Below are 26492 nucleotides of genomic sequence, written 5' to 3'. Positions count from 1 at the left end.
GCTCGACGCCGAACCCCGCACCCCGCGGGGTCGGCCGAACACACCCTCGAGAGGCCCGTCATGCCCGTCTTCCCCACCCCCGAACCCATCGACCTCGCCGTCAACCTGCAGGTCGGCGACCTCGAGGTCATCGCGTCGGACCGCCCCGACACCGTCGTCACGATCTCCCCCAGTTCCCCGAACAAGGCCGCGGACCGCCGCGGCGCCGAGGCCGTCCGCGTCGAGTTCGACGGTGCCCGGCTCGTCATCGTGGGGCCCAAGCCGAAGTTCGGGCTCATGAGCATCATCGGCGCCTCCGAGTCCGTCGACATCACCGTCGAGCTGCCCTCCGGCTCCCGGTTCACCGCGGAGAGCGCCGTCGGCGGTGTCCGCACCGAGGGCCGCCTGGCGGCCACCCGGATCAAGGCGAGCACAGGCACCGTCGAGCTCGAGACCACGGGCGACCTGTGGCTGCGCGCGGGCCACGGCAACGCCACGGCCGGCGCGGTCGAGGGTTCCGCGGAGATCACCGCCGACCACGGGCAGATCCGCATCGCGTCCATCGCCGGCGACGCCGTGCTCAAGGCCTCCCACGGCAGCATCCGCATCGGGGAGACGACCGGCGGCGTCGAGGCGAACCTGTCCTACGGCGACCTCGACATCGACCGCGCCGCCTCGTCCGTCGCGGCGAAGACGGCGTACGGCGCCATCACCCTGGCCGAGGTCTCCGGCGGCGCCATCGACCTCGAGAGCAGCTACGGACGGCTCACCGTCTTTGTGGCGGAGGGGGTTCCGGCGTGGCTCGACCTGTCCTCCAAGGAGGGACGTGTGCGCAATCGTCTCGAGGAGGGCCTCCCGGACGCGGGCGATCCGGCCACGGAGCCCGCGGGCGAGCACGTCTCCGTGCGGGCGCGGGCGAAGTTCGGCGACATCGACATCCGGCGCGCTCGCTGAGCGCCCATCCCCCGTCAGGAGAACATCATGACCATGACCACCACCGCGGCCATCGAGGTCCGCGGCATCGAGAAGAGCTACGGCGACCTACCGGTGCTCCGCGGGGTCGACTTCGACGTCGCCCCCGGCAGCGTCTTCGCCCTGCTCGGCGCGAACGGCGCAGGCAAGACCACCCTGGTCCGCATCCTCTCGACCCTGCTGCGCCCCGACGCGGGCAGCGCGACCGTGCACGGCCACGAGGTCACCGCCGAGCCGCAGCAGGTCCGCGAATCCATCAGCCTCACCGGGCAGTTCGCCGCCGTCGACGAGATCCTCACGGGCCGGGAGAACCTCGTGCTCGTCGCGCGGCTGCGCCACCAGGGCGACCCCGGCACCGTCGCCGACGGCCTCCTGGAACGGTTCCGCCTGACGAACGCGGGCGGACGCCGGGTCGGTACCTATTCCGGCGGCATGCGGCGGCGCCTCGACATCGCCATGAGCCTCATCGGCGACCCCGCGGTGATCTTCCTCGACGAGCCCACCACCGGCCTCGATCCGGAGGCCCGCATCGACGTGTGGGAGATCGTGAAAGAACTGGCGGCGCAAGGCACGACGGTCCTGCTGACCACACAGTACCTCGAGGAGGCCGAGCAACTGGCGGATCGCATCGCCATCCTGCGCGACGGCCGGATCGTCGCGAACGGCACCCTCGCGGAGCTCAAGCGACTGCTGCCGGCGGCGAAGGTCGAGTACGTCGAGAAGCAGCCGTCACTCGAGGAGGTCTTCCTCGCGCTCACCGGATCCCGCACCGAACCCACCACCCACACCACGGACATCGAGGACCGATCATGACCACCTACGCCGTCTCGGACACCGGTGCGCTGCTGGGCCGATCCCTCAAACACATCACCCGCAGCGCCGACACGATCATCACCACGGCGCTCACGCCGATCGCGATGATGCTGCTGTTCGTCTACGTCTTCGGCGGGGCGATCAAGGGCAGCACCGGCGGCACGAACTACGTGAACTACCTGTTGCCCGGAATCCTGTTGATGGCCATCGCATCCGGCATCGCGTACACGGCGCTGCGACTGTTCAACGACATGCAGGGCGGGATCTTCGAGCGCTTCCAGTCGATGCCGATCGCGCGGTCGTCGGTGCTGTGGGCGCACGTGCTCACCTCGATGGTCGCGAACGCGATCACCGTCGTGATCATCCTCGGCGTCGGCCTGCTCATGGGCTTCCGCTCCTCGGCCGGCCCGCTCGCCTGGCTCGGCGTCGCCGGGATCCTTGCACTGTTCACGATGGCGCTCACCTGGATCGCGGTGGCGGTCGGTCTGACGGCGAAGTCGGTGGACGGCGCGACCGGGTTCTCGTACCCGCTCATCTTCCTGCCCTTCATCAGCTCCGCGTTCGTGCCGACCGCCACGATGCCCGGGCCGGTGCGCGCCTTCGCCGAGCACCAGCCCGTCACCTCGATCGTCAACACGATCTCCGCCCTGCTCGCGCAGCGCCCCGTCGACGGTGCCGACCTCGCCTCCGCACTCGGCTGGAGCGCGGGCATCCTGGTCGTCGCCTACGGCGCCGCGACGCTCGCGTACCGTCGCCGGATCCGCTGAGCCGACCCGACGCTCAGTCCTTCTGGTGCGTGGGCGTCGCGAAGAACTGCACCACCACGAAGGCGATCACGAGCGCCGCCGCGGGCAGGATGATCGTCGATCCCATCGCGTCGGCGAACGGGCCGCGGAGGAACTCCGGCAGGGCGCCGGTGGCCATCGCCCCGCCTCCCCCGCCGGCGGCGGCGTGCCCCGTGGCGGCGGTGAACTTCTCCTCGATCTGGTGCTGCATGAGCACGCCGACCGCCGCGCTGCCGAGCACGGCACCCACCTGGCGGGTCATGTTGTAGACGCCCGATCCGGCGCCCGCCAGCTGCAGCGGCAGGTTCCGGTTCGCGGTGGCGGCGAGCGGCCCCCAGATGAACGCGTTGCCGACGCCCATCAGCCCGATCGGCAGGAGGATGCCGACCACGGGCGTGGTGTCGTGCGCGACGAGGGCCAGCCAGAACAGCGCGATCGCGTTGGCCGCGAAGCCGAATCCGGTGAGGTAGCGCGGATGCACCTTGTCGGCCAGCTTGCCCGACGGTGCCGCCAGGGCCCCGGAGATCACGGCGAGCGGGATGAGCAGCAGCGCCGAGCGGGTGGGCGTGAGCCCCATCGACTTCTGCGCGAACAGCATCAGCGGGATCGACATGCCCGTCACCGAGAATCCCATGCACGCGATGGCCGCGTTGGACAGCGAGAAGTTGCGGTCCTTGAACAGCGACAACGACATCAGCGGCTCGGCGGCCTTGGACTGCCACCACACGAAGACCACCAGCAGCACCACGCCCGCCGCGATCATCCCCCAGATCTCTGCGGACCAGTCCTCCTTCTGCCCCTCCTGCAGTCCGAAGGTCACCAGGAACAGGCCGGCCGCACTGAGCAGGATGCCCGGGATGTCGAGCCTGTGCTTGTGCGTGGGCAGGTTCGGCACGAGGATCACTGCGGCGATGAATGCTGCGATACCCACGGGCACGTTGACGAAGAACACCCACTCCCAGCCGAGCCGATCGACGAGCACGCCACCGGCCAGCGGCCCGACGAGGATCGCGACGCCCGCGACGGAACCCCACAGCGCCATGGCGGTGCCGCGCTTGGCCGCCGGGAAGGTGCGGGTGATCACGGCCATCGTCTGCGGCGTCATCAGTGCGGCGCCGATGCCCTGCACCACGCGCGCGGCGATGAGCATGCCGATCGTCCCGGACAGGCCGCACCACGCCGACGAGAGCGTGAAGATCGTCAGGCCCACGAGGTAGAGCCGCTTCGGGCCGAACATGTCGCCGAGGCGCCCCGCCAGGAGCAGCGGCACCACGTACGCCAGCAGGTAACCGCTGGTCACCCAGATGACGCCGTTGAGGTCCTTGCCCTGGGTGAGGTCGATCCAGATGGAATCGGTCGCCACCGAGACGATCGTGGAGTCGACGAGGATCATGAAGAAGCCCACGACCAGCGCCCAGAGGGCGGGCCAGGGGCGGTAGCCCGAGGGGAGCCCGGGCAGCGCGCCCGGGTCGTACTGCGGTGCCGTGGTGGCGTCATTCGCCATGACAGGGGGCCTTCCATTCGAGGGTGTCGTCGTCGAGTCGTTCGACGGTGCGCCGCAGCCAGTCCGCCTCCGCGGCGCGCATCGCGATGAGGTAGTCGATGTCGAGCAGGTGGACCTCGACGGTCCGTTGCAGCGCGCGGGCCAGCCCGTCCCGCATGGCCCGTACGTCGTTGTCCACCCGGTCGAGCCGGGTGCGGAGCAGGTCGACGACGGTGTCCCGGTCCAGGTTGTGCGCCTCGGCCACCGCCAGCGGGAAGGCGGGGTACTCCTCGGCCGGCCTGGCCAGCATGTCGGCGAGCGTCGCGTGCAACCGTTCCCGGCCCGCGGCGGTGATCGCGTACGTGGTGCGCTCGGGTCGGTTGCCGTCGCGCTCCGTACCGACGGCTCCGACCATTCCGTCCTCGGCCAGCCGGTTCACCGCGTGGTAGAGCGAACCCGCCCGGAGCTTGACCACGAGGTCCTCGCGCCGGTCGACCATCGTGGTGAACATCTCGTAGGGATGCATGTCCCGCTCGACGAGCAGCGCCAGTGCGGCGATCGCCAGCGGGGTCAGTGCCCGTTCCCGCGCCATCCCCCACCTCCGATCCGTGCGCCCGGCGGCAACACTACGCCCCGATTACTCCAGATGGAATATTGCAGTGCGGGGTGATCGCCCAAACCGGGCGGAACCGCTCCGTGACACCGCTCACATCACGCGAAGGTCAGCGTGACCAGCGGGATCGGCCGGTCGATCGTCGCTTGGAAGGCCGCGAGATCGGGGTTGTCCGCGAGCGCCCACGCCGCGAACTCGGCGTACTCATCGCCCACGAGCACCCGAGCCGTGGCGGCGACGGTGCGCTCCCCGATCTCGACGGTGACCGCCGGGTGCCGCCGCGCGTTGTGCCACCACGCCGGGTAGGTCTTCTCGATGAACGAGCTGAGGTACAGCTGCTCTCCCCGGAACAGCGGCCCGACGGGCACGGTGTGCGGGCGCCCGGACCGTGCACCCGTGGTGGTCAGCAGGAGCAGGGAGCCGCCGGCGTACGCGCCGCCGACCACCCCCTCGTTGGCCCGGAACTCGGCGATCACGTTCCGGTTCCAGTCGCCGATGGTCTCCTCGGTCAGCGTGTTCCAGGGCATCTCGGGGTCGTCGTAGGAGCCCGGTACCGATGTCTGCTCAGTCATACCCATCACTGTCGCGGGTATTGGTGTCAGTTTCCGTCCGCATGGACGGAGGAAGTTCGCCAGGCCCGGGCCGCCGACGGCTTCTTCCCGCACGACATCATCCGCGGCGGCAGGTCCTCCGCGGTCACGGTCACCGCCCACGCGCGCCCGTCCTCGTGCTCGACGGTGACATCGTGGAACGCGGCGGGCGGCGCACCGTCGGACGCGGTGCGCAGGACGTCGGGCCCGACGGGACCGAGCAACTCGCGGACGGCGACCTCCGCCGCCTGCTCGGCGGGCGGGATCGACGAACGTCCGCGCAGCCCGGACGTGGAGACCACCCCTGCGCGCGCGGCGTCGAGGGCCTCGCCGGCCTCCGCGCTCGACATGCGGCCGTACGTGTAGCCGGTGGGCAGGACGATCACCACGGGGGCGAACCGGTGGCCGCCGGTGTGCGAGCACTCCCACACCACCGGCTCGGGGTAGCGGGCGGCGAGTTCCGCGGCGATCGGCCGGCCGAGAACGGCGCAGCACACGTCGCGCTTGCCGTTGGTGCACACGAGCGCGATCGGGTCGGCGGGGTCGCCGGCCGCCGGGTCGTCGACGGGCAGGCGCGGGATCTCGGCGTAGTCGGTGACGGTGAACATCCGCAGCGAACTCCGGCCGGGCACCGAGTCCGCGACGAACACGCGCATCGGCCCGGTCCCGCCCGCGCGCCCGGGCCGGTGGATCAGCAGCACCCGCAGGGCGCGCTGGTCGGCGAACCGTTCGATGGCCGCCCCCACGTCCGGAGCGAAGGTTCCGCCGGAGAACGGATCGCGGCCCCAGCCGGATTCGTTCTCGATGCAGAGCCAGCCCGTCTCCGTCGTCGCGGTGCCGGGGAGCGGCTCGTCCGTGAAACTCGAACAACGCTCCGTCATACCGCCACCGTAGCGGACTACGATGAGCCGCGATGATCGCGCGCGCCCTGAGAACCGCAACCGTCGTCGGCCTTCTCGGCACGCTCGCCGTCGCCCCGGCCGGCGCGACGCCCGCTCCCGCACCGTCGCCCACTCCCGGGCCGGCCGTGGCCACGCTGGTGACCGACGCCTGCCCGCACAAGCACGTCCCGCCGCCCGCCGTCGACGCCTCCGAGGTGCCCAAGCCGGGCACGCCCGCTCCCGCGCCGCTCGCCGTTCCGGACCCGCCCGTGGGTGGCGCGAAACTGGGCGGGTGCGGCCTCGTCGTGCCCGACGGTGCGCCGCCCGCCCCGCCCGGTATCGACTCCGCGGGTTGGCTCGTCGCCGACGCCACCGACGGGACGGTGATCGCCGCGAAGGATCCGCACGGCCGGTACCGCCCGGCGAGCACGATCAAGCTGCTGCTGGCACAGGTTGCGCTCCGCGACCTGAAGCTCGACACCGTCGTCGAGGGGACCGCGGAGGACGCCGCGCAGGAGGGCGACGCCGCCGGCGTCTCCCCCGGCGGCCGGTACACCGTCAAGGACCTGCTCGAGGGCCTGCTGCTGATCTCGGGCAACGACGCCGCGCACGCCCTCGCGCGGCAGCTCGGCGGCGTGGACGCCGCGGTCGCGAAGATGAACGAGCTGGCGTCCTCACTCGGGGCGCACGACACGCGGGCCGCGACCCCGTCGGGCCTGGACGGCCCCGGCATGAGCACCAGCCCGTACGACCTCGCCCTCATCCTGCGGGCGGCCCTGCAGGACAAGCGGTTCGTGGAGATCGCCGCGACCCCGCGGATCACCTTCCCCGGCCACCCGCCGGTGCCGACGACCGGACCGCCCACACCCGTGCCTCCGGGGTCGAGCGCGCCGCCCGCGCCGACATCCGTTGCGCCGTACCCGATCCTCAACGAGAACCGGTTGCTCACCGACTTCCCCGGCGCGGTCGCGGGCAAGAACGGTTACACCGACGACGCGAAGAAGACCTTCGCCGGCGCCGTCGACCGCGACGGTCATCGCTACGTGATCGTCCAGATGTTCGGCCTCACCCACACGGGCAACACCTACTGGGACCAGTACCGCCGCCTGCTCGACTACGGCGTCGCGCTGCGCGGCAAGTCGGTCGGCACGCTCGTCGCGGCCTCGGGATCCGGTGCGCCGGAGCACCGCCCCGACGAGGGACACGACGCGGTGGTCGAGAGCGGACCGTCGGGCATGGGGAACGGGACCAAGCTGCTGATCGGTCTGGGCGGCCTCGCGGTCATCGCGGCGCTCGTCGGCGCGGCCATGCGTACGAACCGGGGCCGCTGACGTGGTCGCCGCGCCGGTCGGGGCGGCGACGGTGCCCGACAAGGGACTTCGCCCGAACTCCCTGGGGCTGCTCAGCAACATGGCGATCGGGCTGTCGTCGACGGCGCCCGCGTACAGTCTCGCGGCGACGCTCGGCGGCGTCGTCGCGCACGTGCACGGCAAGGCGCCGGCGATGTTCGTGGTGGCCTTCGTGCCGATGCTGCTGGTGGCCCTCGCCTACAAGGAGCTCGCCGCCGACACCCCCGACGCGGGGACCACCTTCACCTGGGGCAGTAGGGCGTTCGGGCCGTGGATCGGCTGGATGGGCGGCTGGGGCCTCGCGGTGTCGGCGATCATCTGCCTGGCGAACGTCGCGGAGATCTCTGCGACCTATCTCCTGCGCTTCGTCGGGCTGAGCGACCTCGCCGACGACCGGCTCGCGGTGGTCGGTTTCGGCTGCGTGCTGATCGTGGCGATGACGTGGGTGTCGTACCGCGGGATCGTCGTGTCCGAGCGGATGCAGAACGTGCTGATGGCGATCCAGTTCGCCGTCCTCGCCGTCGCGGCCGGTGCCGCCCTGTGGGCCGTGTACAGCGGGCGGGCCGGAGCGCAGGCGGTGCGACCGACCTGGGACTGGCTGGACCCGACGGGCCTGAGCGCCTCGCAGATCGCGGCCGCCGTGATCCTGTGCATCTTCCTGTACTGGGGCTGGGACGCGTGCCTCGCCGTCGGCGAGGAGACCAGGGACTCCTCCTCGACCCCGGGCCGTGCCGCGGTGCTCGCGACCGTGGTGCTGATGGGCACCTACGTGCTGGTGGCCGTTGCCGTCCAGGCCTATTCGGGTTTCGGGCAGACGGGCCTGGGGCTCGGTAACACGGACAACCACGACGACGTCCTGACGGTGCTCGGCCGTCCCGTCGGCGGCGCAGTACTGGCGGGCCTGCTCGTACTCACGGTGGCGCTGTCGGCGCTCGCCTCCACGCAGTCTACGGTGCTGCCCACCGCCCGCGGGACGCTCGCGATGGCGATCTACCGGGCTGTGCCCGAGCGCTTCGCCCGCGTGCACCCGAGGTATCTGACGCCGTCCTTCGGCACCGTCGTGATGGGCGCCTCCGCGCTCGCCTTCTATCTCACGCTGGCGCTGCTGAGCCGCAACACCCTCGAGGACTCGATCAGCTCGCTCGGACTGGCGGTCGCGTTCTACTACGCGATCACCGCGTTCGCCTGCGCGTGGTACTTCCGGCGGACCGTCCGGCGGTCGCTGCGGAACCTGGTACTGCGGCTGATCTGCCCCGTGCTCGGCGGGGCGGCGATGATCTGGGCGTTCGTGCAGAGCGCCGCCGACATGATCGCCCCCGACTACGGGCAGACGGTGATCGGTGGGGTCGGCGGTGTGTTCGTCATCGGTATCGGGATGCTGGTGCTCGGCGTACCGCTCATGATCGCGTGCGCCGTGACGCGGCCCGCGTTCTTCCGCGGCCGGACGCTCCCGCGCGCCAGCGCGCCCGAGGACGCCTGAGTCAGCGCTTGCGGCGCAGCAGGGAGCCGAGGCCGAGGCCCGCGACGAGACCCGCGGCGCCGGCGATCGCAGCGCGACCCGGATCGGACTCCTGGCGGATGACCGGCGCGATCACCACGGGATCGGGTGCCGACGGGATCACGTAGCGCTGATTGCGCGGATCGGTGGCCGCCCAGGCGGTGGCGAACAACAGCATCCGCGCGGTGAAGTAGATGAACAGCATGATGCCGAGGATCGGGCCGAAGGTCGCGCCGGCGGGACTACGCAGTGTGGCACCGATGATCAGCGTCGCGAACTGCGTGAACACGGTGAACACGACGGCCATCAGCAGTCCGGCGTGCAGGGCGTTGCGCCACGGGAAGCTGACGCGCGGCATCCGCGCGATGACGAAGGTCCACAGGACCCAGGTCGCGAACACCGTGACCAGCAGCGTCACGCACGCGATCAGGATCGCCAGGCCGGGAACGTGATCCAAGCCGATGGCGGTGAGCAAGGTCTTCGTCAGTGGGCTGCTGCCCACGGCGATGAGCGCCGAGCACACCACGATCGCGGCGAAGAGGCCGATGAGTGCCGCCAGATCGCCCAGCTTCTTGCTGACGAAGTTCTGCTCGGGCTCCTCGCTGTCCCACATCTCGGTGAGCGCGGCACGCACGTTGCCCACCCAGCCGAGGCCGGCCCACAGGCCACCGAGCAGGCCGATCAGTCCGACGGTGCCGCGCGAGGAGATCGCTCGGTCCAGGAGCTGGTTGACCGTGGTCGCCATCTCCTGGTTCGACATCAGGTCGCTGATCCGTTGCTTGATCTCCGCCAACAGCTCGGCGTCGTTGACCAGCACGTAGCCGCCGATCGAGAACACGACCATCGCGAGCGGGAACAGCGCGAACACGCTGAAGTAGGTGATCCCGGCGCCGTAGTAGTCGCCCTTGTTGTCCTGGTACCGCATGGCGGCGGCCATCACGTGGTCGAACCACGGCCATTTGTCACGGTACTTCTGGAGCATTCGGGAATCCTCCTGCGGGTGTTCGCTACGTCACATCGGCTAGGGCGCCAGGAACCCTACCCTGTCGTAGACGTCCGCGAGGGTGCGCGCCGCGATCTCCTGCGCGCGCTCCCGTCCCGATGCCAGCACCTTGTCCAGTTCCGCGCGATCGTCGAGGTACCCCTTGACGCGGTCGCGCAGCGGCGCGGCGAAGTCGACGAGGACGTCCGCGACCTGCGTCTTCAGATCGCCGTAGCCCTTACCCTCGTACGCCCGCTCGAGCTCGGGGATCGGGGTGCCGGTGAAGGCCGACTCGATGGTCAGCAGGTTCGACACGCCCGGCTTGTGCTCCCGATCGAAGCGGATCTCCCGCTCCGTGTCGGTGACCGCCGACTTCACGCGCTTGGCGATGATCTTCGGGTCGTCGAGGATGCTGATCAGGCCGGCGTCGGACTCCGCCGACTTGCTCATCTTGGCGGTCGGGTTCTGCAGGTCGTAGATCTTGGCGGTGTCGGAGACGATGTGCGCCTCAGGGACCACGAAGGTCTTCTTGAACCGGGTGTTGAAGCGCTGCGCCAGGTTCCGAGTGAGCTCGAGATGCTGCCGCTGGTCCTCGCCGACGGGTACCAGCTGCGGTCGGTAGAGCAGGATGTCGGCGGCCATGAGGATCGGGTAGGTGAACAGGCCCACGGACGAGCTGTCCGTGCCGTTCTTCGCCGACTTGTCCTTGAACTGCGTCATCCGGCTGGCCTCGCCGAAACCCGTGATGCAGGACAGGACCCAGGTCAGCTCGGCGTGCTCGTGGATCTGCGACTGCACGAACATCGTCGACCGCTCGGGGTCCACGCCGAGCGCCAGCAGCTGCGCGGCCGCGAAGGCGGTGCGCTCGCGCAGGGCCTTCGGATCGTGCGGCGTGGTGATGCCGTGCATGTTCGGGATGAAGTAGAAGGTGTCGAACTCGTCCTGCAGCTGCACCCACTGCCGCACCGCACCCAGGTAGTTGCCGAGATGGAACGAGTCCGAGGTCGGCTGGATACCCGACAGCGCGCGCTGCCGCTTCGCGGGGGTGGGGGCGGTTTCCGTCACGGGGAACGAGTCTATCGGCCACGCTCCGGCCCGTCGCCCCAGTATCGGGCCCGACGGTGCCCACCCCGGTCCGGCGCCCCTGTCATCGTGGCCGCCACGGTCGGGCGGGGGCTCGTCGGGGCGATCGTCGCCGACCTGTCGACCACCTCATGACCGTGACGGCCAGGGTTTCACAGCGGCCCGCCGACGACGAGGCGCGGCGAGCGCTCAGGCGTATTCGACGGTGACCGGCGCGTGGTCGGACCAGCGCAGGTTGTAGGCATCCGCGCGTTCGACCACGGCCGACGACGCCCGCTTCGCCAACGCGTTGTTGGCGATCTGCAGGTCGATGCGCCAGCCGGAGTCGTTGTCGAAGGCCTTGCCGCGCCACGACCACCAGGCGTACGGACCGGGCACGCCGGGGTGCAGGTCGCGCACGACGTCCTTGAACGCGCGCCCTTCACCGATGTACTCGCTCATCCAGGCCCGCTCCTCGGGGAGGAACCCCGAGTTCTTGACGTTGCCCTTCCAGTTCTTGATGTCCAGCTCGGTGTGGCCGATGTTCCAGTCGCCGCACACGACGACCTCGCGCCGCCGACGGCCGAGCTTCGCCAGGTACGCGCCGAACTCCGCACGGAAGCGATCCTTCTCGTCCTGTCGTTCGGTACCGACGTCACCGGACGGGAGGTAGAGCGAAGCGACCGTGAGATCCTCGAAGTCCGCCTCGATGTAGCGGCCCGCGTGGTCGAACTCCTCGCTGCCGAAACCGATCCGCACGGCGTCGGGCTCGCTCCGGGACAGCACCGCCACACCGTTGCGGCCCGCCGTCGAGGACTCCGCAGCCGCCAGATGCCAGCCCTCCTCCAACGCGGGCGCGAGCGCGGTGAGCGTCTGCTTGTGGGTGGCGCGTACCTCCTGCAGCAGCACCACATCGGCCTTCGTCTCGCGCAGCCAGGGCAGCATGCCGAGGTTCTCCTCGGACCGCTGCTTCACCGCGGCACGAACGCCGTTGACATTGATCGAGGTGATGATCACGCGAGCGCCTCCACGGTGAGACCGGCCGCGGCCCACGCGGACCGCACGACCGGGCCGTCGGCATCGTCGGACACCCCGAGCAGCACCTGCACGCCCCGGTCCGCGAGGACGGCGACGAAGGTGCCGAAGGCGCCGTCGTCATCGGCGAGGACCTGCTCGGCCTCCGCCACGCCGAGCACCACGAGCGCCTGCCCGCCGAGCCAATCGAGGTCACCGAGGCTGTCGGCCAGCGCGTCCCAGTTGCCACCGAAGTCGAGCGGGAACTGCAGGACGGCCGAGACCTCGTTGAGCAGCGCTGCTTTGGTGCGCATCCGGCTGCCGCGGGCCACGAGCACGCGGGGCCGATCACGACGCTTGAGCGAGTCCAGATCGGCACTGGTCAGGGCTGCGCCGGAGCCGGACTGGAGGAACTGCGGAAGGGTGCTCATCGGATCCTCGTGAAGGTCTCGTAGTGGTCGAGGGTGTACCAGGCGCCGCCGTCGGCACCCGTGATGATCCGCTCCGCATCGCGCCCGCGGCCGGACTTCTTGATGTTGATGTCCCATTCGGTGTACTTGGCGGCCTTGCCCTTCGAATCGGTCTTCGGCAGCCGGTTCTCGAAGTTGCCGAAGTTACGGCCGCCCTGCGTACCCGAACCGTCCTTCGGGGGCCAGGTGCCCGCGTCGATCCGCGCGAGCGTCGCGAGCACTCGCTGCGGGACCGCGGAGTTCGACGGCGCCCCGGCCGACGAGCGCGCCGGGCCGGGCTTGGCCGTCACCGTCGACCCCTTCACCGTGGACGACGACGCGACCGGTGCCGCGGTGGCACCGGGCTGTGCCGACGACTTGCCGCAGGCGACGAGACCGAAAACGGCGAGTACGGCTATCGCGCAGAGAGCGAGAATCCTTCGCATGCCCCAAGACCCTACCGACGGGCACCGACAGGTTCAGCGCCCCGTCGCGCGACCAGCACGCCGACCACGAACACGAGCAGGCCCGCGACCGCGAGGCCGCTGCCGACCAGTGCCGGCGCGGTGTACGCGCCACCGGCGGCGATGACCGCGCCGCCGAGCAGTGCACCCAGTGCGTTCGCGATGTTCAGCGCGGAGTGGTTAAGCGTGGCGGCGAGGGTCTGCGCCTCACCCGCGACGTCCATCAGCCGGGTCTGCAGGGCGGGCACCAGCGCCGACGCGGTGAGGCCGATGAGGAAGAACAGTGCCACGGCCGCGAAGGGCTGCGGCGCGAACAGGGAGAACAGTGCCTGCAGCACCACCAGAGCGGCAAGCGCGACGGCGATCGACCCGATCACCGAGCGGTCCGCGGCGCGACCGCCCACGGCGTTGCCGATCACCATGCCCACGCCGTAGACGGCCAGCACGATGGGCACCGAGGTCGCGCTCAGCCCGGACACCGAGGTGAGCGTGGTGGCGATGTAGGTGTAGACGGCGAACATCCCGCCGAACCCGACGATGCCCGTGAGCAGCGCGAACCAGACCTGCGGCCGGGCGAGCGCACCGAGCTCGGTGAGCGGGTTGGTCACCGGGATGCTCACCGACGGCAGGAACGCCAGCAGCGCGGCGACCGTGACGGCGCCGATCACCACGACGACGCCCATCGCGTACCGCCAGGTGAACGCATTGCCGAGCCACGTCACCAGCGGCACTCCGATCACATTGGCCACCGACAGGCCCATGAGCACCTGTCCGACCGCGCGGCCCCGCCCCGCCGGTCCGGCCAGATGCGCCGCGACGAGCGCCGCCACGCCGAAGAACGCGCCGTGCGGCAGGCCGGCGACGAACCGGGCTGCCATGAGCGTGCCGTAACTGGGAGCGAACACCGACAGGGCGTTGCCCGCGGTGAACGCGACCATCAACCCGATCAGTAGCAGCCGGCGCGGCACGCGGGCGAACGCGGCCGCGATGAGCGGCGCGCCGACGACGACGCCCAGCGCGTAGGCGGAGATCACGTGCCCGGCGACGGGCTCACTGACCTCGAGGTCCTGCGCGATGCCGGGCAGTAGTCCCATGGCCGCGAACTCGGTCGTGCCGATGCCGAAACCGCCGAGCGCCATGGCGCCGACCGCGAGCCTGGTCCGGGTAGAAGAATCCACGTGACCATGTAACGCCCCGGTCTGTTCCCTCCTTCCCACCTCGTCCTGTGACCTCGTTCACGGGAATTCGGTCCGTTATGATGAAGACGAGGTCATGAGTGTCAGCGCGCAGCCCCGGCTTGCTGACCGGCAACCCTCCGCCGCGGTGGGGTGCCCCGGGTGATGACCTGGTTTCCCGGCGAACCCTGTCGGGCGGCAAGCGCGAGGAGAGGTTCGGTGACCATCACCATCCGCACAGGTCGATCCATCGACAGGTCCCCGGGCGACTGGGCCCGGGTGCCGGACGGTGCGATGCAGTCCCTGTCACTCGGCCCCCTGGTACTCGAATCCGGTGTCGTCCTCGAGGACGTCACGATGGCCTTCCAGCGCTGGGGCCGACCGAACGCCGACCGCAGCAACGTCCTGCTGGCCCTGCACGCCCTGACGGGCGATTCGCACGTCACCGGCCCGCCCGACGCCGATCACCGCTCAGCGGGCTGGTGGGACGGCCTGATCGGCCCCGGAGCGGCGGTGGACACGGACGAGTGGTGCGTCGTCTCCGCGAACGTCCTGGGCGGGTGCTCAGGTTCGACGGGGCCGGCGTCGCTCGCTCCCGACGGGCGGCCCTACGGCTCCCGCTTCCCCGTCATCACGGTGCGCGACCAGGTGGAGGCCGAGGCGGCGCTGCTGCGCGCGCTCGACGTGCACGACATCGCGTCGGTCGTCGGCGGCTCCATGGGCGGCGCGCGGGCCCTCGAATGGGCCCTCATGTACGGCGACTTCCTGCGCTCGGCACTGATCCTCGCCGTGGGCGCCCGCGCGACGGCCGATCAGATCGGCACCCAGACCACGCAGATCGCGGCGATCACGGCGGATCCGCACTGGCACGGCGGCGACTACCACGACACCGACGGTGCGCCGACCGCCGGCCTGGGCGTCGCCCGCCGGATCGCGCACCTGACCTACCGCACCGAGATCGAGCTGGACAGCCGGTTCCGCAACGATGCGCAGGGCGACGAGGAGCCGCGCGCGGGCGGCCGCTACGCCGTCACCTCCTATCTCGACCACCAGGCCGAGAAGCTGGTCAACCGGTTCGACGCCGGCAGCTACGTGGTACTCACCGAGGTGCTCAACCACCACGACGTGGGCCGCGGCCGCGGCGGCGTCGAGACGGCGCTGCGCAGTTGCCCGGTCCCCGTGGTCGTCGGCGGGATCGATTCCGATCGCCTGTACCCGCTGCGCCTGCAGGAGGAGATCGCCGAGCTGCTGCCGGGCTGCGAGGGACTGGTCGTGGTGCACTCGCGCGACGGCCACGACGGCTTCCTCACCGAGATGGACGCCGTCTCGGAACTACTGTCGCGCACCCTGGACATCGCGCGCCGCTGACGGGGCGTCACCGGGGGGATCTACGGGGCCGGGGTGGTCACCGTCGGCGCCTCCGAGGAGGACGACGATGCCGCCGGCGCCGTCTGGGATGCGGTCGCCCCGGGTACGCGCCGGGCAGCATCGGGTGATGCGTCCGAGGACGCGGCACCGTCGGGATGGGCGGCGCCTCCCCCGGCGCCCGCACCAGGACCGACCAGCCCGTTACCCGGGAGGATCTCGCGGGACGGGGGCACTGCCGACCCGGGCGGCGGATTCTGGCCGGAGCCCTCGGCGGGCGGCGTGACACTCGGCTCCGTCGGCACCGGCGTTCCGGACGGCGTGCCCGTCGGGATGGACGGCAGGATCGTCGTCGGAAGCGTCCGGGTCGGCGTGCTGGGCACGGTCGGCGTCGGAGTCGGCCAGGGGGCCCGTGTCGTGGTCGGGTGGACGGGCGGCGGCGCGAACGTGGTCATCGTGGGCGTCACTTCGTTCCGGCCGGTGTCCCGTGGGACCGACGTGGGCACGAGAGTGTCCACGGGCGGCAGGGTCGAGGCGGCGCTGGAGGTAGGCAGCGGCCCCACCTCCGAGCTGGGCGCCGTCTCGGCGGACGAGCGCACCTCCGTCGAAGTCGGAACGACCTGGTCGGTGGTCTGGCCGGCCGGCCCGATGATGCCGGTCGCGTAGCCGGTGGCGAGGACCGCGCCGGTCAGTGCGGCGAGCACCAGCAGCGGCAACACGGCGGCGGTCAGGCGGACGCTGTGCCCGCCGAGGCCCCCGAGGCCACTGCTCACCAGTGATGACGGTGCCGTTCCCGCGGCCCGGCGGTCCGCCGCGAGCAGCGCCGCGCCGGTGGCGGCGATCGCCTCGGGCTCTTCGACGGACAGGGGCTCCGCGCCCGCGGCCCGGGCGATGTCGGCGACGGCCTCGCGGACGCCGGCGTTCTGCGCGCCGCTGCCCACCAGAACCACTGCTTCCGGGGCCGCCGCGGCGCGACCGATCGTGGCGTGCAGGAACTCCGCCACCCCGTGCGCCGCGCCGACTCCCGCGTCCGGGCCGTCGACGACGACGCCGCGCGCTCGGCGCTCGGCGGTGACGGCTCCGTCGCTCACGGTGTAGATCCGCAGGCCGCCCGCTCCCAGGTTCGCGATCATCACGCTCGGATACCGCGCGATCAGACCGCGCTCGTCGAGCGCTCGGAGGACCGCGTCGGATTCACGAACGATTCCCGCGGACCGGACGCCGCCACGCGCGCCGCAGCGCACGGACATCAGGTCCCGGCGCGACTCGACGGTCACGGCCGACGCGTCGACGGTGCGCTCGGAATGGCTTGCCAGCAGGTCGAAGCCCGAGGAGAGGAGGTTGCCCCGCCGCCCGAGGCGGTACGGCCCGGGATCGATCGTGCGGGCCTGCCGACCGACGATCCGCCCGTCCTCGAGATCGAGGAGGACGCAGTGCACGGGTCCGGGACCCACGGACGCGCCGAAGGACGAGATCCCCATGGCACCTCCGTTCGAGTCGCTGACCGAGTCGTTACCTCAGCACATCGTACCCGATGCCAAAACGTTACATACAGGAATCTACATTTGAAGTTTGTATCACTGGGGTTACTTGGTGCCCAACGGGCTGATCCCCCACGACACGACGAGGATCGCCACCGCCGCCACGGCCAGCACCGACACGTCGAACCACCGGCCGCGGACGCGGAGCAGACCCTGACGCCGCTCGGGGAGGGTGGCGCGCAGGACGGCGGCGAAGCCCGTCCCGGCCCCGAACACGACGAGGCCGCGGCGCCAGTACTCGAGCCCGACGAGCACCATTCCCGCCGCGAGGATCGCCACCACCACGACGTACCCCGCGTTCGCGATCACCGTGCGCACCGTCCGGGCACGGCGGAACTGCTCGACCGCGGGCTCGGGCACTACGCTCCGTCCGCGCGGGCGAGGTCGCGCTCGGCGGCCTCGATCACATTGCCCAGCAGGAAGGCTCGCGTCAGCGGGCCGACACCGCCGGGGTTGGGCGAGAGATGACCGGCGACCTCGGCGACTCCCGCGGCGACATCGCCGCGCAGGCCCTCGTCGGTCCGGCTGACGCCCACGTCGAGCACGGCGGCGCCGGGCTTGACCATGTCCGCGGTGATCAGGCCGGGGACGCCGGCGGCGGCGATCACGATGTCGGCGCGGCGGACCTCGGCCGCGAGATCACGGGTTCCGGTGTGGCACAGCGTGACCGTGGCGTTCTCGGACCGCCTGGTCAGCAGCAGGCCGATCGGCCGGCCGACGGTGACCCCTCGACCGACGACCACGACGTGCGCCCCGGCGATCGGAACGTCGTAGCGGCGCAACAGATGCAGGATGCCGTGCGGGGTGCACGGCAGCGGGCCGGGAGCGCCCAGCACGAGTCGGCCCAGGTTGGTAGGGTGCAGGCCGTCCGCATCCTTGGCGGGGTCGATCCGCTCCAGGATCGCGTTCTCGTCCAGGTGCTTCGGCAGCGGTAGTTGCACGATGTATCCGGTGCACGCGGGATCGGCGTTGAGCTCGTCGATGACGGCCTCGAGCGCGGCCTGCGAGATGTCGGCGGGCAGATCGCGGCGGATCGACTCGATGCCGACCTTGGCGCAGTCGGCGTGCTTGCCCTTGACGTAGGACCGCGAGCCCGGGTCGTCGCCGACGAGGACCGTACCGAGCCCCGGGGCCACGCCCCGCGCGCGCAGCGCGCTCACCCGCTCCCGGAACACCTCGAAGAGCTCGTCGCGGGTCGCCTTGCCGTCCAACACCTCAGCCGTCACAGCCGATATCCTATCCCCCTGATTCAGCGTGCCGATTTATCCCGGTTCGAGTCGCGGTTGTTCGAGTTACATCCGATACTGAACCCATGACTGATCAGAACCCCCTCCAGCAGGGATTCCAGCAAGGGATCCAGCAGGGCATCAAGGCCACCTGGCAGGCCGTCCTCGCCCTCGGCGTCCTCTCCGTCCTGATGGGCATCGTCATCGCGGTGTGGCCGGGTCCGACGACCCTCGCCATCGCGATCCTGTTCGGCATCTACCTGCTCATCAGCGGCGCCTTCCAGGTGATCGCCGGGCTGATCGGTGAGGCGCAGCACCGCGTGCTCTCGGTGATCAGCGGCGCGCTGTCGATCGTCATCGGCGTGGCCTGCTTCCGCGACGACTTCATCACCTCGATCGCGATCCTCGGCATCTGGATCGGCGTCGCGTGGATCTTCGCCGGCATCACCCAGATCGTCACGGCCGCGAGTGACCGGCTGCTGCCCGGCCGCGTCTGGGTCGTGATCCTCGGCGTCATCACCCTGATCGGCGGCGTGGTGCTCGTCTCCAGCCCGTTCTCGGTGGGCGTTCTGGTGTGGGTCGGCGGCATCTGGGCCGTCGCCATCGGCATCACGCAGATCATCACCGCCCTGCAGCTGCGCAGCGCCGCGAAGCGGTTCGGCGCCCAGCAGCCCTCGCAGTACGCCGGCTGATCGGACCTCCTCTCGCACATGCGGAGCACGGGTGACAGGATCGTCACCCGTGTTCCGCATTCTCTTCTTCGAACCCCGGATCGCCCCCAACACGGGCAACGCGATCCGCATCGCCGCCGTCACCGGATGCGAGCTGCACCTGGTCGAGCCGCTGGGCTTCGACCTCTCCGAGCCCAAGCTCCGTCGGGCCGGTCTGGACTACCACGACCTCGCGCACGTGAGCGTGCACGCCGACCTCGAGGCCGCTTGGGCGGCGCTCGCCCCCGAGCGGGTGTACGCCTACACGGCGCACGCGACGCGCCACCACCACGAGGTGGGCTACCACCCGGGCGATGTCCTGCTCTTCGGCCCCGAACCCACCGGGCTCCCTCCCGAGGTGCTCGCCGACCCGCATGTCACCGAGGCCCTGCGCATCCCCATGCTCGCCGGCCGACGCTCCCTCAACCTCGCCAACTCCGCCGCCATCGTCGCGTACGAGGCGTGGCGGCAGAACGGGTTCGACGGTGCGCTCTGACGCCCGGCGCTAACCCGCCGGCCGCGCGTCGGGTTCGTTGAACCCCGTCTGGCTGTTGAGCATCGGACGCAGGCGCGCGGTCTTCTCGGCGGTCCAGCCCGGGGGCTCCAGGATCGCCGCCCACGCGTCGACGACGGCCTTGACGTACGTGTGTCCGTGCCCGTCGGGCACGCTCCCCGCGACCGCCAGGTCGGCGGAGACCTGCAGGAAGGTCACGATCGGGATCCACGACACCGAGGACAGGACGTCGGGGCCGCGCTTCTCCTTGAGCCAGTCCGGCTGACTGAACAGCAGATCCGGGCTCCACCGGCCGATGGGGTCGGAGGCGTGCTGCAGATACACCGCGCGCGGATGGGACCACGGCTGCGCCGGGTTCGCCAGATCCTCCGCACGCGCGGCGAACCGCACGTTGGCGCCCTGCTGGTACACCGGCAGCCACTCGGGCGAGCCCGCGTCGCGCTGCTGCGTCAATCGCACCCACATCTCGTTGTTGAAAGTCGGGCCGGAGAACAGCGCACCGTCGGTCCTGGCGACGAGGTTGTTGAGGGACAGGAAGGGCGCCTCACCCCCGAACGAGCCGAGGCTCTCGCCGAACACGACGAGCTTGGGCCGCTGCCCCTCCGGCAGCGCCTTGACGCGCTTGTCGACCGCCTCGAACAGGGCCTGGCCGGCGTCGAGGGCGTTCTGCTTGTCGACGAGGAAGGACAGCCAGCTCGGCAGGAACGAGTACTGCATGCTGACGATGGCCGTATCGCCGTTGTACATGTACTCGAGCGCACCGGCTTCCGCCTCGTTGATCCACCCCGTGCCGGTGGTCGCCGCGACCGCGACCACCTTGCGGTGCAGGCCGCCGGTGCGTTCGAGTTCCGCCGCCGCTTTCTCCGCGATGTCCTTGTACCGGTTCGGGTTCCCCGAGTCGGAGGACTCCAGGCCGGCGTAGGCACGGATCGGCTCCACCGCCGGGGCGCCGTTGAACGCAGTCAGATGCGCGACGGTCTGCGCGTTCGACACGAACACCCGCCCCTGCTTACCGAGCGAGGACCAGTCGACCAGAGATCCGGGCCCGCCCGAGCGGAAGGCGCTCGTGGGTACGGGGCGATCGGCAGCGCCCTCACGGCTGGCCTTCGAGAACGCCGTGTTCATCGCGTCCATCGCGCCGCGCACCACGACGCCGTTGACGATCTCGATACTCAGGAAGACCACCAGCGCGACGGCGATCACCGCGGAGACGCGCGGCGGGCACACCCGGTTGAGACGGGCGATGAGCCACCGCACGATCCATCGCACACCCTTGCCGAGCTCGACGAAGGCGTAGAGGAAGACGACCGACAGCACGCCGATCTGCAGGTAGTCGACGAAGGTCAGGTAGGCCACACCCATGAGGTCGCGCAGGTCGGTCTGCCAGGTGTCGAAGAACACGACCATCCCGACGGTGCCGATGACACCGATCGCCAGGAGCACCCACCAGCCCTGCTTCGGCACCGGCGGGCTGCTCTCCTTCGAGCGCATGAAGCGCACCAGCCACACGGCGACGACACCGATGAGGTAGCCGATCGCACCCGATCCACCGCTCACCAGGCTCTGGAACAGCGGACCGCGGGGCAGGAGCGACGGGGTCAGTGAGAGCCAGAGGAACACCAGGCCCACCGCGGTCCCGGTGAAGGTGTAGCGGTGCGACCACCAGTCCCGTAACCGGTCCAGCACCCGCACCGACTGCTCGGCGGCTTCCTCCGCCACGTCTTCGACCGACTCGCTCACCCGGACCTCCCCCTTCACGATTGCGCTGCGACCTCTGATCATGCCCCGTCGGGATCGGCGGCGCCCGCGAACGTGTACGGGATGAGCTCGGCCCGGTTCGTATCGACGGCGATCGGCCGGCCCATCTGCGGGAAGGCGCGCTGCGCGCAGCGCGGCCGGTCGCACACCTTGCACCCGGCGCCGATCGGCACGAAGGAATCGGGCTCGTCGAGTGCCAGGCCCCGCGAGTAGACCAGGCGGTGCGCGTGGGCGAGGTCGCATCCGAGTCCGATCGCGAAGTCCCGGCCCTGCCCCAGGTATCCGCCCGCGGTGCGCTCGGACGTCGTCCGGGCGATCCACAGGTAGCTGCGACCGTCGGGCATCTGCGCCACCTGTGTCCGGATCCGCCCCGGCGTGGCGAAGGCGTCGTGCACCACCCACAGCGGGCAGCCGCCGCCCGCCCGGGAGAAGTGGAAGGCCGTGGCGGACTGGCGCTTCGAGATGTTTCCGGCACGATCCGTGCGCACGAAGAAGAAGGGCACGCCGCGGCGCCCCGCCCGTTGCAGCGTCGACAATCGGTGGCACACCGTCTCGAAACCGACCTCGAACCGCGCACACAGCAGGTCGATGTCGTACCGGAGCTCCTCCGCGGCGCGCAGGAACCGCTCGTAGGGCAGCACGAGCGCCCCCGCGAAGTAGTTCGCCAGCCCCACACGCGCGAGATCCCGCGACCCCGTGGGCAGCGAGGTCTCCCCCGCGACGATCCGGTCGATCTCCGCCGCCTGCGTGAGGAAGCCGAGCTGCGTGGCGATCTGGAACGCCCGTTGGCCGTGGTCGAGGCGCCGCGCCAGCGTGAGCACACGCGCGTCCGGATCGTAGGACCGACGGGGACCGGGCCGATCCGGTTCGCCGCCGGAGATCCGCACGGTGACGCCGTGCTCGTCACGCAGGAGCCGGGCCAGCTGCAGATCCAGCCCGCCGATGGTGAGCCCCGCACCGTCGAACAGCTCCTCGGCCGCGCGGTCGAGCGAGTCCACGTGATTGCGGCGGTCGTAGAAGAAGTCGCGGACGTCCTCGTACGGTGTGGAGACCGCCCCGCCGGCACCGCCGGCGATGCCGCTGGAGAGCCGGTCGACCTGCTCGGTAGCGCCCTGCAACTGACGGTGCATCGCCACCACGGCTCGCGCGACCGAGGGCGAGCGGGCCACGATGTCGTCGAGTTCGGCGGCGCTCACCTCCCCCGCCTCGCCGCTCTCGACGAGAGCGTCCTGCAGGTCGGCGACGAGCCGGGCGTCGGACTCCGGCGCGAAGAAGGACATGTCGAGATCGAAGGTGGTGTTCAGCCGCATGAGCACGGGCACGGACAGCGGCCGCTGGTCGTTCTCCAACTGGTTGACGTAGCTGACCGACAGGTCCAGGGTCTTGGCGAGCGCCGTCTGGGTGAGGCCGCGCTCCTCCCGGAGCCGCTTGATGCGCCCGCCCGCGTACAGCCTCTGCATGGAGGAAATCTAGCACCGACGATTTCCACAATCTTCGCAAAGTCTCGGATCCGGCTTCGCAGAGATCCACATCTGCAAGCGGTTTCGCGTCGCCATGTCGATGCATAGCGTGTGAATCGATCCCCCGTTCCCTTCCCAGAGGAGCCCATCGTGCAGACGCACACCGTGCGCACCCGCCGCTCAGCCGAGTCCTTCCCCCGCGAGGAGCACCTCGCCTGGAAGATCGCGGAGGTCGCCGCCGACCCCGTCGCCGTGCCGGACGACACCGCCGAGATGGTGATCAACCGGATCATCGACAACGCCTCGGTCGCCGCCGCGTCCGTCACGCGCCGCCCCGTCGCCAATGCTCGGGCGCAGGCGCTCGCCCACCCCTACGGGCCCGGTGCCACCGTCTTCGGCGTCCCCGGCCGGTTCTCCCCCGAGTGGGCGGCGTGGGCCAACGGCACCGCCGTCCGCGAGCTCGACTTCCACGACACCTTCCTCGCGGCCGAGTACAGCCATCCCGGCGACAACATCCCGCCGATCCTCGCCGCCGCCCAGCACAGGGGCTCGACCGGCGCCGACCTGATCCGCGGCCTGGCCACCGGCTACGAGATCCAGATCGACCTGGTGCGCGCGATCTGCCTGCACGAGCACAAGATCGACCACGTCGCACACCTCGGTCCCTCGGCCGCCGCCGGCATCGGCACCCTGCTCGGACTGCCGACCGACACGGTCTACCAGGCCGTCGGACAGGCGCTGCACACCACCACCGCCACTCGGCAGTCGCGCAAGGGCGAGATCTCCAGCTGGAAGGCCTACGCCCCGTCGTTCGCGGGCAAGATGGCGGTCGAGTCCGTCGACCGTGCGATGCGCGGTGAGGGCGCACCGTCGCCGATCTGGGAGGGCGAGGACGGCGTGATCGCGTGGCTGCTCGGCGGCCCCGAGGCCGTCTACGAGGTGCCGCTGCCCGGCGCCGGCGAGGCCAAGCGCGCCATCCTGGACTCGTACACCAAGGAGCACTCCGCGGAGTACCAGAGCCAGGCGCCGATCGACCTCGCGCGCCGGATGCGTGAGCGCGTGGGCGATCTCGAGCAGATCGAGAAGATCGTGCTGCACACCAGCCATCACACCCACTACGTGATCGGCACCGGCTCGAACGACCCGCAGAAGTTCGACCCGCACGCGTCGCGCGAGACGCTCGACCACTCGGTGATGTACATCTTCGCCGTCGCTCTGCAGGACGGCGGCTGGCACCACGAGCGGTCCTACGCCCCCGAGCGCGCGCAGCGGCCCGACACCGTCGAGCTGTGGAACAAGATCTCCACCGCCGAGGATCCCGAGTGGACCCGCCGGTACCACTCGACCGACCCCGACGAGAAGGCCTTCGGCGCCCGCGCCGAGATCACCTTGAAGAACGGCGCGATCATCGTCGACGAGCTGGCCGTGGCCGATGCGCACCCGCTGGGCGCGCGGCCCTTCGCTCGCGAACAGTACATCGAGAAGTTCCGCATCCTCGCCGACGGCGTCATCGAGAAGGCCGAGCAGGACCGCTTCCTCGACTCCGCGCAGCGCACCCCGTCCCTCGGGGCCGGCGAGCTCGACCAGCTGACGTTCACCGTCTCCGACGAGGTGCTCGCCCGCACCCCGAAGCTGAACCCGGGGCTCTTCTGATGAGCGGCGGCGACACCGGCGTCGGTGGCCTGCTCACCGCCCGAGCCTCGGCGAGCGACAAGCGCAGGGCCTTCCGCGCCGCACTGGCGTCGGACCGCATCGCGCGGCTGCCCGGCGCCTTCAATCCGCTGACCGCCAGGCTGATCCAGGAGATCGGATTCGAGGGCGTGTACGTCTCCGGCGCCGTGGTCGCCGCCGACCTCGCCCTGCCCGACATCGGCCTCACCACGCTCACCGAGGTCGCGATGCGGGCCCAGCAGATCGCCCGCGTCACCGAGCTGCCCACCCTCGTCGACGCCGACACCGGCTTCGGCGAGCCGATGAGCGCGGCCCGCACCGTCACCGTTCTCGAGGACGCGGGCCTCGCCGGCCTGCACCTGGAGGACCAGGTGAATCCGAAGCGGTGCGGCCACCTCGACGGCAAGGCCGTGGTTCCGACGGACGAGGCCGTCCGCCGCATCCGTGCAGCGGTCGCGGCCCGCCGGGACCAGGACTTCGTGATCTGCGCACGCACCGATGCCGCGGGCATCGAGGGCATCGACGCGGCCGTCGAGCGGGCGAAGGCCTACGCGGGCGCGGGCGCGGACCTGATCTTCACCGAGGCCCTCTACACCACAGCCGATTTCGAGCGCTTCCGTGCGGCCGTCGACATCCCGTTGCTGGCCAACATGACCGAGTTCGGCAAGTCCGACCTCATCGACGCCGGCACCCTCGAGTCCATCGGCTACAACGCGGTGATCTACCCGGTCACCACATTGCGCCTGGCGATGTTCGCCGCTGAAGATGGCCTGCGCGAGATCGCAGCCCAGGGCACCCAGAAGGAACTCCTCTACCGGATGCAGCACCGCAGCCGCCTGTACGAGCTCCTGCAGTACGAGCGCTACAACGACTTCGATTCCGGCATCTTCGACTTCCAGCTGAAGGGAAACCAGTGATGACACCTGCAACCTCCCCCGGTCGGCCTTCGGCCTCCAGCCCGCCGGACATCCGCAAGGGCCTCGCCGGCGTCGTCGTCGATACGACGGCGGTCTCGAAGGTCGTGCCGGAGACCAACTCCCTGACCTATCGCGGCTACGCGGTGCAGGACCTCGCCGAGCACTGCGGTTTCGAGCAGGTGGCCTACCTGCTGTGGAACGGCGAGCTCCCGACCGACGCGCAGCTCTCGCTCTTCACGCAGCGGGAGCGTGCGGCGCGCCGCGCCGACCGGTCGCTGCTGAGCCTGGTGGCGCGGATCCCCGAGACCTGCCATCCGATGGACGTCGTCCGCACTGCGGTGAGCTACCTCGGCGCAGAGGACACCGACGAGTGGAACCGCGATCCCGTCGCGCTCCAGGCCAAGGGGCTGCGCCTGCTCGCAGTCCTCCCGACGGTCGTCGCGGCGGATCAGCGGCGCCGACGCGGCCTGGAGCCGATCGCGCCGGACCACACGCTCGGCTTCGCGGCGAACTTCCTGAACATGTGCTTCGGCGAGGTCCCCGAGCCGGCGCTGGTGAAGGCCTTCGAGGTCTCGCTGATCCTCTATGCGGAGCACAGCTTCAACGCCTCGACCTTCGCTGCCCGGGTTGTCACGTCCACCATGTCGGACATCTACAGCGCCGTCACCGCCGCCATCGGCGCGCTGAAGGGTCCGCTGCACGGCGGCGCGAACGAGGCCGTCATGCACGACATGGAGGAGATCGGCGATCCCTGCGCCGCCGAATCCTGGATGCGCGGCAAGCTCGAGCGCAAGGAGAAGGTGATGGGCTTCGGGCATCGCGTGTACAAGAACGGCGACTCGCGCGTCCCCACGATGAAGCAGTCGTTCCTCGAGATCGCGAACCGGACCGACGGCGCTCGCTTCGTCGAGATGTACGACATCCTCGAGAAGACGATGGTCGATGCGACGGGCATCAAGCCCAACCTCGACTTCCCGACGGGGCCCGCGTATCACCTGCTGGGATTCGACACGGAGGTCTTCACACCGATCTTCGTGATGGCACGGATCACCGGCTGGACGGCCCACATCATCGAGCAGACCGAGGCCAACGCACTCATCCGGCCGCTCAGCGAGTACGTGGGGGTGGAACAGCGCCCGGTGGTGGCGTAGGCCCCATATCATCGAGTACGACAGCGCCCGGGGCCATCGCCCCGGGCGTTGAGGTAAGACGTCGAAGTCC

26 protein-coding genes and 1 riboswitch are annotated in these 26492 nt (G+C 70.5%); of the genes, 11 read left to right on the top strand and 15 right to left on the bottom strand.

Translation table 11 applies throughout. The features are described 5' to 3' along the window. Positions 1–60: 60 nt before the first annotated feature. The 3 genes from AXK60_RS09075 to AXK60_RS09065 are packed head-to-tail and all read left to right on the top strand — an operon-like array spanning position 61 to position 2531. Positions 61–933, top strand: a complete 873-nt coding sequence (locus AXK60_RS09075; protein ID WP_068570786.1) for a DUF4097 family beta strand repeat-containing protein — start codon at positions 61–63, stop codon at positions 931–933. Between the two features lie 33 nt (positions 934–966). Next, complete coding sequence (locus AXK60_RS09070) at positions 967–1764, top strand: ABC transporter ATP-binding protein (protein WP_068570855.1); 798 nt, start codon at positions 967–969, stop codon at positions 1762–1764. Then, the gene (locus AXK60_RS09065; RefSeq protein WP_068570784.1) at positions 1761–2531 is read left to right on the top strand and encodes an ABC transporter permease; all 771 of its coding nucleotides are present in this window, start codon (positions 1761–1763) and stop codon (positions 2529–2531) included. The genes AXK60_RS09070 and AXK60_RS09065 overlap by 4 nt, the downstream gene beginning before the upstream one ends. Positions 2532–2544: 13 nt before the next feature. On the opposite strand, the gene AXK60_RS09060 is transcribed toward AXK60_RS09065, so the two are convergent. From AXK60_RS09060 to AXK60_RS09045, 4 genes are all read right to left on the bottom strand, one after another. After that, on the bottom strand, positions 2545–4053 hold the full coding sequence (locus tag AXK60_RS09060) for a DHA2 family efflux MFS transporter permease subunit (RefSeq protein WP_082777918.1): 1509 nt from the start codon (positions 4051–4053) through the stop codon (positions 2545–2547). Continuing rightward, complete coding sequence (locus tag AXK60_RS09055; protein WP_068570782.1) at positions 4043–4624, bottom strand: PadR family transcriptional regulator; 582 nt, start codon at positions 4622–4624, stop codon at positions 4043–4045. The genes AXK60_RS09060 and AXK60_RS09055 overlap by 11 nt, the downstream gene beginning before the upstream one ends. A 119-nt stretch (positions 4625–4743) precedes the next feature. Then, on the bottom strand, positions 4744–5217 hold the full coding sequence (locus AXK60_RS09050; RefSeq protein WP_068570780.1) for a nitroreductase/quinone reductase family protein: 474 nt from the start codon (positions 5215–5217) through the stop codon (positions 4744–4746). Between the two features lie 26 nt (positions 5218–5243). Continuing rightward, a complete protein-coding gene (locus AXK60_RS09045) occupies positions 5244–6116 on the bottom strand; it encodes a ferredoxin family protein (RefSeq protein WP_068570778.1) in 873 nt (290 codons plus the stop codon). Between the two features lie 32 nt (positions 6117–6148). On the opposite strand from AXK60_RS09045, the gene AXK60_RS09040 reads away from it, so the two are divergent. Together AXK60_RS09040 and AXK60_RS09035 are read left to right on the top strand one after the other, a co-directional pair. Beyond that, positions 6149–7447 carry a D-alanyl-D-alanine carboxypeptidase family protein gene (locus tag AXK60_RS09040; RefSeq protein WP_068570776.1) on the top strand — a complete coding sequence of 433 codons (1299 nt, stop codon included), beginning with the start codon at positions 6149–6151 and terminating at the stop codon, positions 7445–7447. Position 7448: 1 nt separating this feature from the next. Continuing rightward, positions 7449–8945 carry an APC family permease gene (locus tag AXK60_RS09035; RefSeq protein ID WP_068570774.1) on the top strand — a complete coding sequence of 499 codons (1497 nt, stop codon included), beginning with the start codon at positions 7449–7451 and terminating at the stop codon, positions 8943–8945. A gap of 1 nt (position 8946) precedes the next feature. On the opposite strand, the gene AXK60_RS09030 is transcribed toward AXK60_RS09035, so the two are convergent. The 6 genes from AXK60_RS09030 to AXK60_RS09005 form a co-directional block, all read right to left on the bottom strand. Then, complete coding sequence (locus AXK60_RS09030; protein ID WP_068570772.1) at positions 8947–9945, bottom strand: YhjD/YihY/BrkB family envelope integrity protein; 999 nt, start codon at positions 9943–9945, stop codon at positions 8947–8949. A 39-nt stretch (positions 9946–9984) separates the two neighbouring features. Further along, entirely contained in the window at positions 9985–11010 is a 1026-nt protein-coding gene (gene trpS, locus AXK60_RS09025; protein WP_068570770.1) for a tryptophan--tRNA ligase, read from the bottom strand. 207 nt (positions 11011–11217) lie between these two features. Then, the gene (locus tag AXK60_RS09020; protein ID WP_068570767.1) at positions 11218–12024 is read right to left on the bottom strand and encodes an exodeoxyribonuclease III; all 807 of its coding nucleotides are present in this window, start codon (positions 12022–12024) and stop codon (positions 11218–11220) included. Next, on the bottom strand, positions 12021–12452 hold the full coding sequence (locus AXK60_RS09015; protein ID WP_068570765.1) for a barstar family protein: 432 nt from the start codon (positions 12450–12452) through the stop codon (positions 12021–12023). Before AXK60_RS09015 ends, AXK60_RS09020 begins: the two co-directional genes overlap by 4 nt. Then, positions 12449–12916 (bottom strand): guanyl-specific ribonuclease, encoded by a 468-nt coding sequence (locus AXK60_RS09010; protein ID WP_068570763.1) that lies wholly within the window; start codon positions 12914–12916, stop codon positions 12449–12451. The genes AXK60_RS09015 and AXK60_RS09010 overlap by 4 nt, the downstream gene beginning before the upstream one ends. A gap of 11 nt (positions 12917–12927) precedes the next feature. Then, the gene (locus tag AXK60_RS09005; RefSeq protein ID WP_082777917.1) at positions 12928–14073 is read right to left on the bottom strand and encodes an MFS transporter; all 1146 of its coding nucleotides are present in this window, start codon (positions 14071–14073) and stop codon (positions 12928–12930) included. A 129-nt stretch (positions 14074–14202) separates the two neighbouring features. Then, positions 14203–14320: riboswitch (SAM riboswitch) on the top strand. A gap of 8 nt (positions 14321–14328) precedes the next feature. Here AXK60_RS09005 and metX point away from each other — a divergent pair. Next, entirely contained in the window at positions 14329–15477 is a 1149-nt protein-coding gene (metX, locus tag AXK60_RS09000) for a homoserine O-acetyltransferase MetX (protein WP_068570759.1), read from the top strand. A gap of 20 nt (positions 15478–15497) precedes the next feature. Here the strand turns inward: metX and AXK60_RS08995 are convergent, their stop codons facing one another. From AXK60_RS08995 to AXK60_RS08985, 3 genes are all read right to left on the bottom strand, one after another. Then, positions 15498–16955: a hypothetical protein gene (locus tag AXK60_RS08995; RefSeq protein WP_068570757.1), complete on the bottom strand. Its 1458-nt coding sequence runs from the start codon at positions 16953–16955 to the stop codon at positions 15498–15500. Positions 16956–17060: 105 nt separating this feature from the next. After that, positions 17061–17375 carry a DUF3017 domain-containing protein gene (locus AXK60_RS08990; RefSeq protein ID WP_068570755.1) on the bottom strand — a complete coding sequence of 105 codons (315 nt, stop codon included), beginning with the start codon at positions 17373–17375 and terminating at the stop codon, positions 17061–17063. Continuing rightward, the gene (locus AXK60_RS08985) at positions 17375–18241 is read right to left on the bottom strand and encodes a bifunctional methylenetetrahydrofolate dehydrogenase/methenyltetrahydrofolate cyclohydrolase (RefSeq protein WP_068570753.1); all 867 of its coding nucleotides are present in this window, start codon (positions 18239–18241) and stop codon (positions 17375–17377) included. Before AXK60_RS08985 ends, AXK60_RS08990 begins: the two co-directional genes overlap by 1 nt. Positions 18242–18327: 86 nt before the next feature. Here AXK60_RS08985 and AXK60_RS08980 point away from each other — a divergent pair, with 86 nt between their 5' ends. Next, positions 18328–18933 (top strand): HdeD family acid-resistance protein, encoded by a 606-nt coding sequence (locus AXK60_RS08980; RefSeq protein WP_068570752.1) that lies wholly within the window; start codon positions 18328–18330, stop codon positions 18931–18933. A gap of 49 nt (positions 18934–18982) precedes the next feature. After that, positions 18983–19447, top strand: a complete 465-nt coding sequence (locus AXK60_RS08975) for a tRNA (cytidine(34)-2'-O)-methyltransferase (protein ID WP_068570750.1) — start codon at positions 18983–18985, stop codon at positions 19445–19447. A 9-nt stretch (positions 19448–19456) separates the two neighbouring features. Here the strand turns inward: AXK60_RS08975 and AXK60_RS08970 are convergent, their stop codons facing one another. Both AXK60_RS08970 and AXK60_RS08965 read right to left on the bottom strand, forming a co-directional pair. Next, on the bottom strand, positions 19457–21247 hold the full coding sequence (locus tag AXK60_RS08970; protein WP_082777916.1) for an alpha/beta-hydrolase family protein: 1791 nt from the start codon (positions 21245–21247) through the stop codon (positions 19457–19459). Then, positions 21244–22683: a short-chain fatty acyl-CoA regulator family protein gene (locus AXK60_RS08965; RefSeq protein WP_068570748.1), complete on the bottom strand. Its 1440-nt coding sequence runs from the start codon at positions 22681–22683 to the stop codon at positions 21244–21246. Before AXK60_RS08965 ends, AXK60_RS08970 begins: the two co-directional genes overlap by 4 nt. 150 nt (positions 22684–22833) lie before the next feature. On the opposite strand from AXK60_RS08965, the gene prpD reads away from it, so the two are divergent. Genes prpD through AXK60_RS08950 form a run of 3 tightly spaced genes read left to right on the top strand, consistent with a single transcriptional unit; the run spans position 22834 to position 26422 of the window. After that, a complete protein-coding gene (gene prpD, locus AXK60_RS08960) occupies positions 22834–24336 on the top strand; it encodes a 2-methylcitrate dehydratase PrpD (RefSeq protein WP_068570746.1) in 1503 nt (500 codons plus the stop codon). Next, on the top strand, positions 24336–25271 hold the full coding sequence (gene prpB / locus AXK60_RS08955; RefSeq protein WP_068570744.1) for a methylisocitrate lyase: 936 nt from the start codon (positions 24336–24338) through the stop codon (positions 25269–25271). Before prpD ends, prpB begins: the two co-directional genes overlap by 1 nt. Further along, on the top strand, positions 25271–26422 hold the full coding sequence (locus AXK60_RS08950; RefSeq protein WP_068570741.1) for a bifunctional 2-methylcitrate synthase/citrate synthase: 1152 nt from the start codon (positions 25271–25273) through the stop codon (positions 26420–26422). Before prpB ends, AXK60_RS08950 begins: the two co-directional genes overlap by 1 nt. The last annotated feature ends 70 nt before the right edge of the window (positions 26423–26492 follow it).

The sequence above is a fragment of the Tsukamurella pseudospumae genome (assembly GCF_001575195.1).
Lineage (GTDB): Bacteria > Actinomycetota > Actinomycetes > Mycobacteriales > Mycobacteriaceae > Tsukamurella > Tsukamurella pseudospumae.
This window is presented reverse-complemented; position numbering and strand designations above follow the sequence as displayed.

Excerpts from the sequence above, each read along its gene's own strand:
- AXK60_RS09075 (WP_068570786.1), top strand. The coding sequence starts at position 61 with ATGCCCGTCTTCCCCACCCCCGAACCCATCGACCTCGCCGTCAACCTG.
- AXK60_RS09070 (WP_068570855.1), top strand. The coding sequence starts at position 967 with ATGACCACCACCGCGGCCATCGAGGTCCGCGGCATCGAGAAGAGCTAC.
- AXK60_RS09065 (WP_068570784.1), top strand. The coding sequence starts at position 1,761 with ATGACCACCTACGCCGTCTCGGACACCGGTGCGCTGCTGGGCCGATCC.
- AXK60_RS09060 (WP_082777918.1), bottom strand. The coding sequence starts at position 4,053 with ATGGCGAATGACGCCACCACGGCACCGCAGTACGACCCGGGCGCGCTG.
- AXK60_RS09055 (WP_068570782.1), bottom strand. The coding sequence starts at position 4,624 with ATGGCGCGGGAACGGGCACTGACCCCGCTGGCGATCGCCGCACTGGCG.
- AXK60_RS09050 (WP_068570780.1), bottom strand. The coding sequence starts at position 5,217 with ATGACTGAGCAGACATCGGTACCGGGCTCCTACGACGACCCCGAGATG.
- AXK60_RS09045 (WP_068570778.1), bottom strand. The coding sequence starts at position 6,116 with ATGACGGAGCGTTGTTCGAGTTTCACGGACGAGCCGCTCCCCGGCACC.
- AXK60_RS09040 (WP_068570776.1), top strand. The coding sequence starts at position 6,149 with ATGATCGCGCGCGCCCTGAGAACCGCAACCGTCGTCGGCCTTCTCGGC.
- AXK60_RS09030 (WP_068570772.1), bottom strand. The coding sequence starts at position 9,945 with ATGCTCCAGAAGTACCGTGACAAATGGCCGTGGTTCGACCACGTGATG.
- AXK60_RS09015 (WP_068570765.1), bottom strand. The coding sequence starts at position 12,452 with ATGAGCACCCTTCCGCAGTTCCTCCAGTCCGGCTCCGGCGCAGCCCTG.
- AXK60_RS09010 (WP_068570763.1), bottom strand. The coding sequence starts at position 12,916 with ATGCGAAGGATTCTCGCTCTCTGCGCGATAGCCGTACTCGCCGTTTTC.
- AXK60_RS09005 (WP_082777917.1), bottom strand. The coding sequence starts at position 14,073 with ATGGCGCTCGGCGGTTTCGGCATCGGCACGACCGAGTTCGCGGCCATG.
- AXK60_RS08995 (WP_068570757.1), bottom strand. The coding sequence starts at position 16,955 with ATGGGGATCTCGTCCTTCGGCGCGTCCGTGGGTCCCGGACCCGTGCAC.
- AXK60_RS08980 (WP_068570752.1), top strand. The coding sequence starts at position 18,328 with ATGACTGATCAGAACCCCCTCCAGCAGGGATTCCAGCAAGGGATCCAG.
- AXK60_RS08970 (WP_082777916.1), bottom strand. The coding sequence starts at position 21,247 with ATGATCAGAGGTCGCAGCGCAATCGTGAAGGGGGAGGTCCGGGTGAGC.
- AXK60_RS08965 (WP_068570748.1), bottom strand. The coding sequence starts at position 22,683 with ATGCAGAGGCTGTACGCGGGCGGGCGCATCAAGCGGCTCCGGGAGGAG.
- prpB (WP_068570744.1), top strand. The coding sequence starts at position 24,336 with ATGAGCGGCGGCGACACCGGCGTCGGTGGCCTGCTCACCGCCCGAGCC.
- AXK60_RS08950 (WP_068570741.1), top strand. The coding sequence starts at position 25,271 with ATGACACCTGCAACCTCCCCCGGTCGGCCTTCGGCCTCCAGCCCGCCG.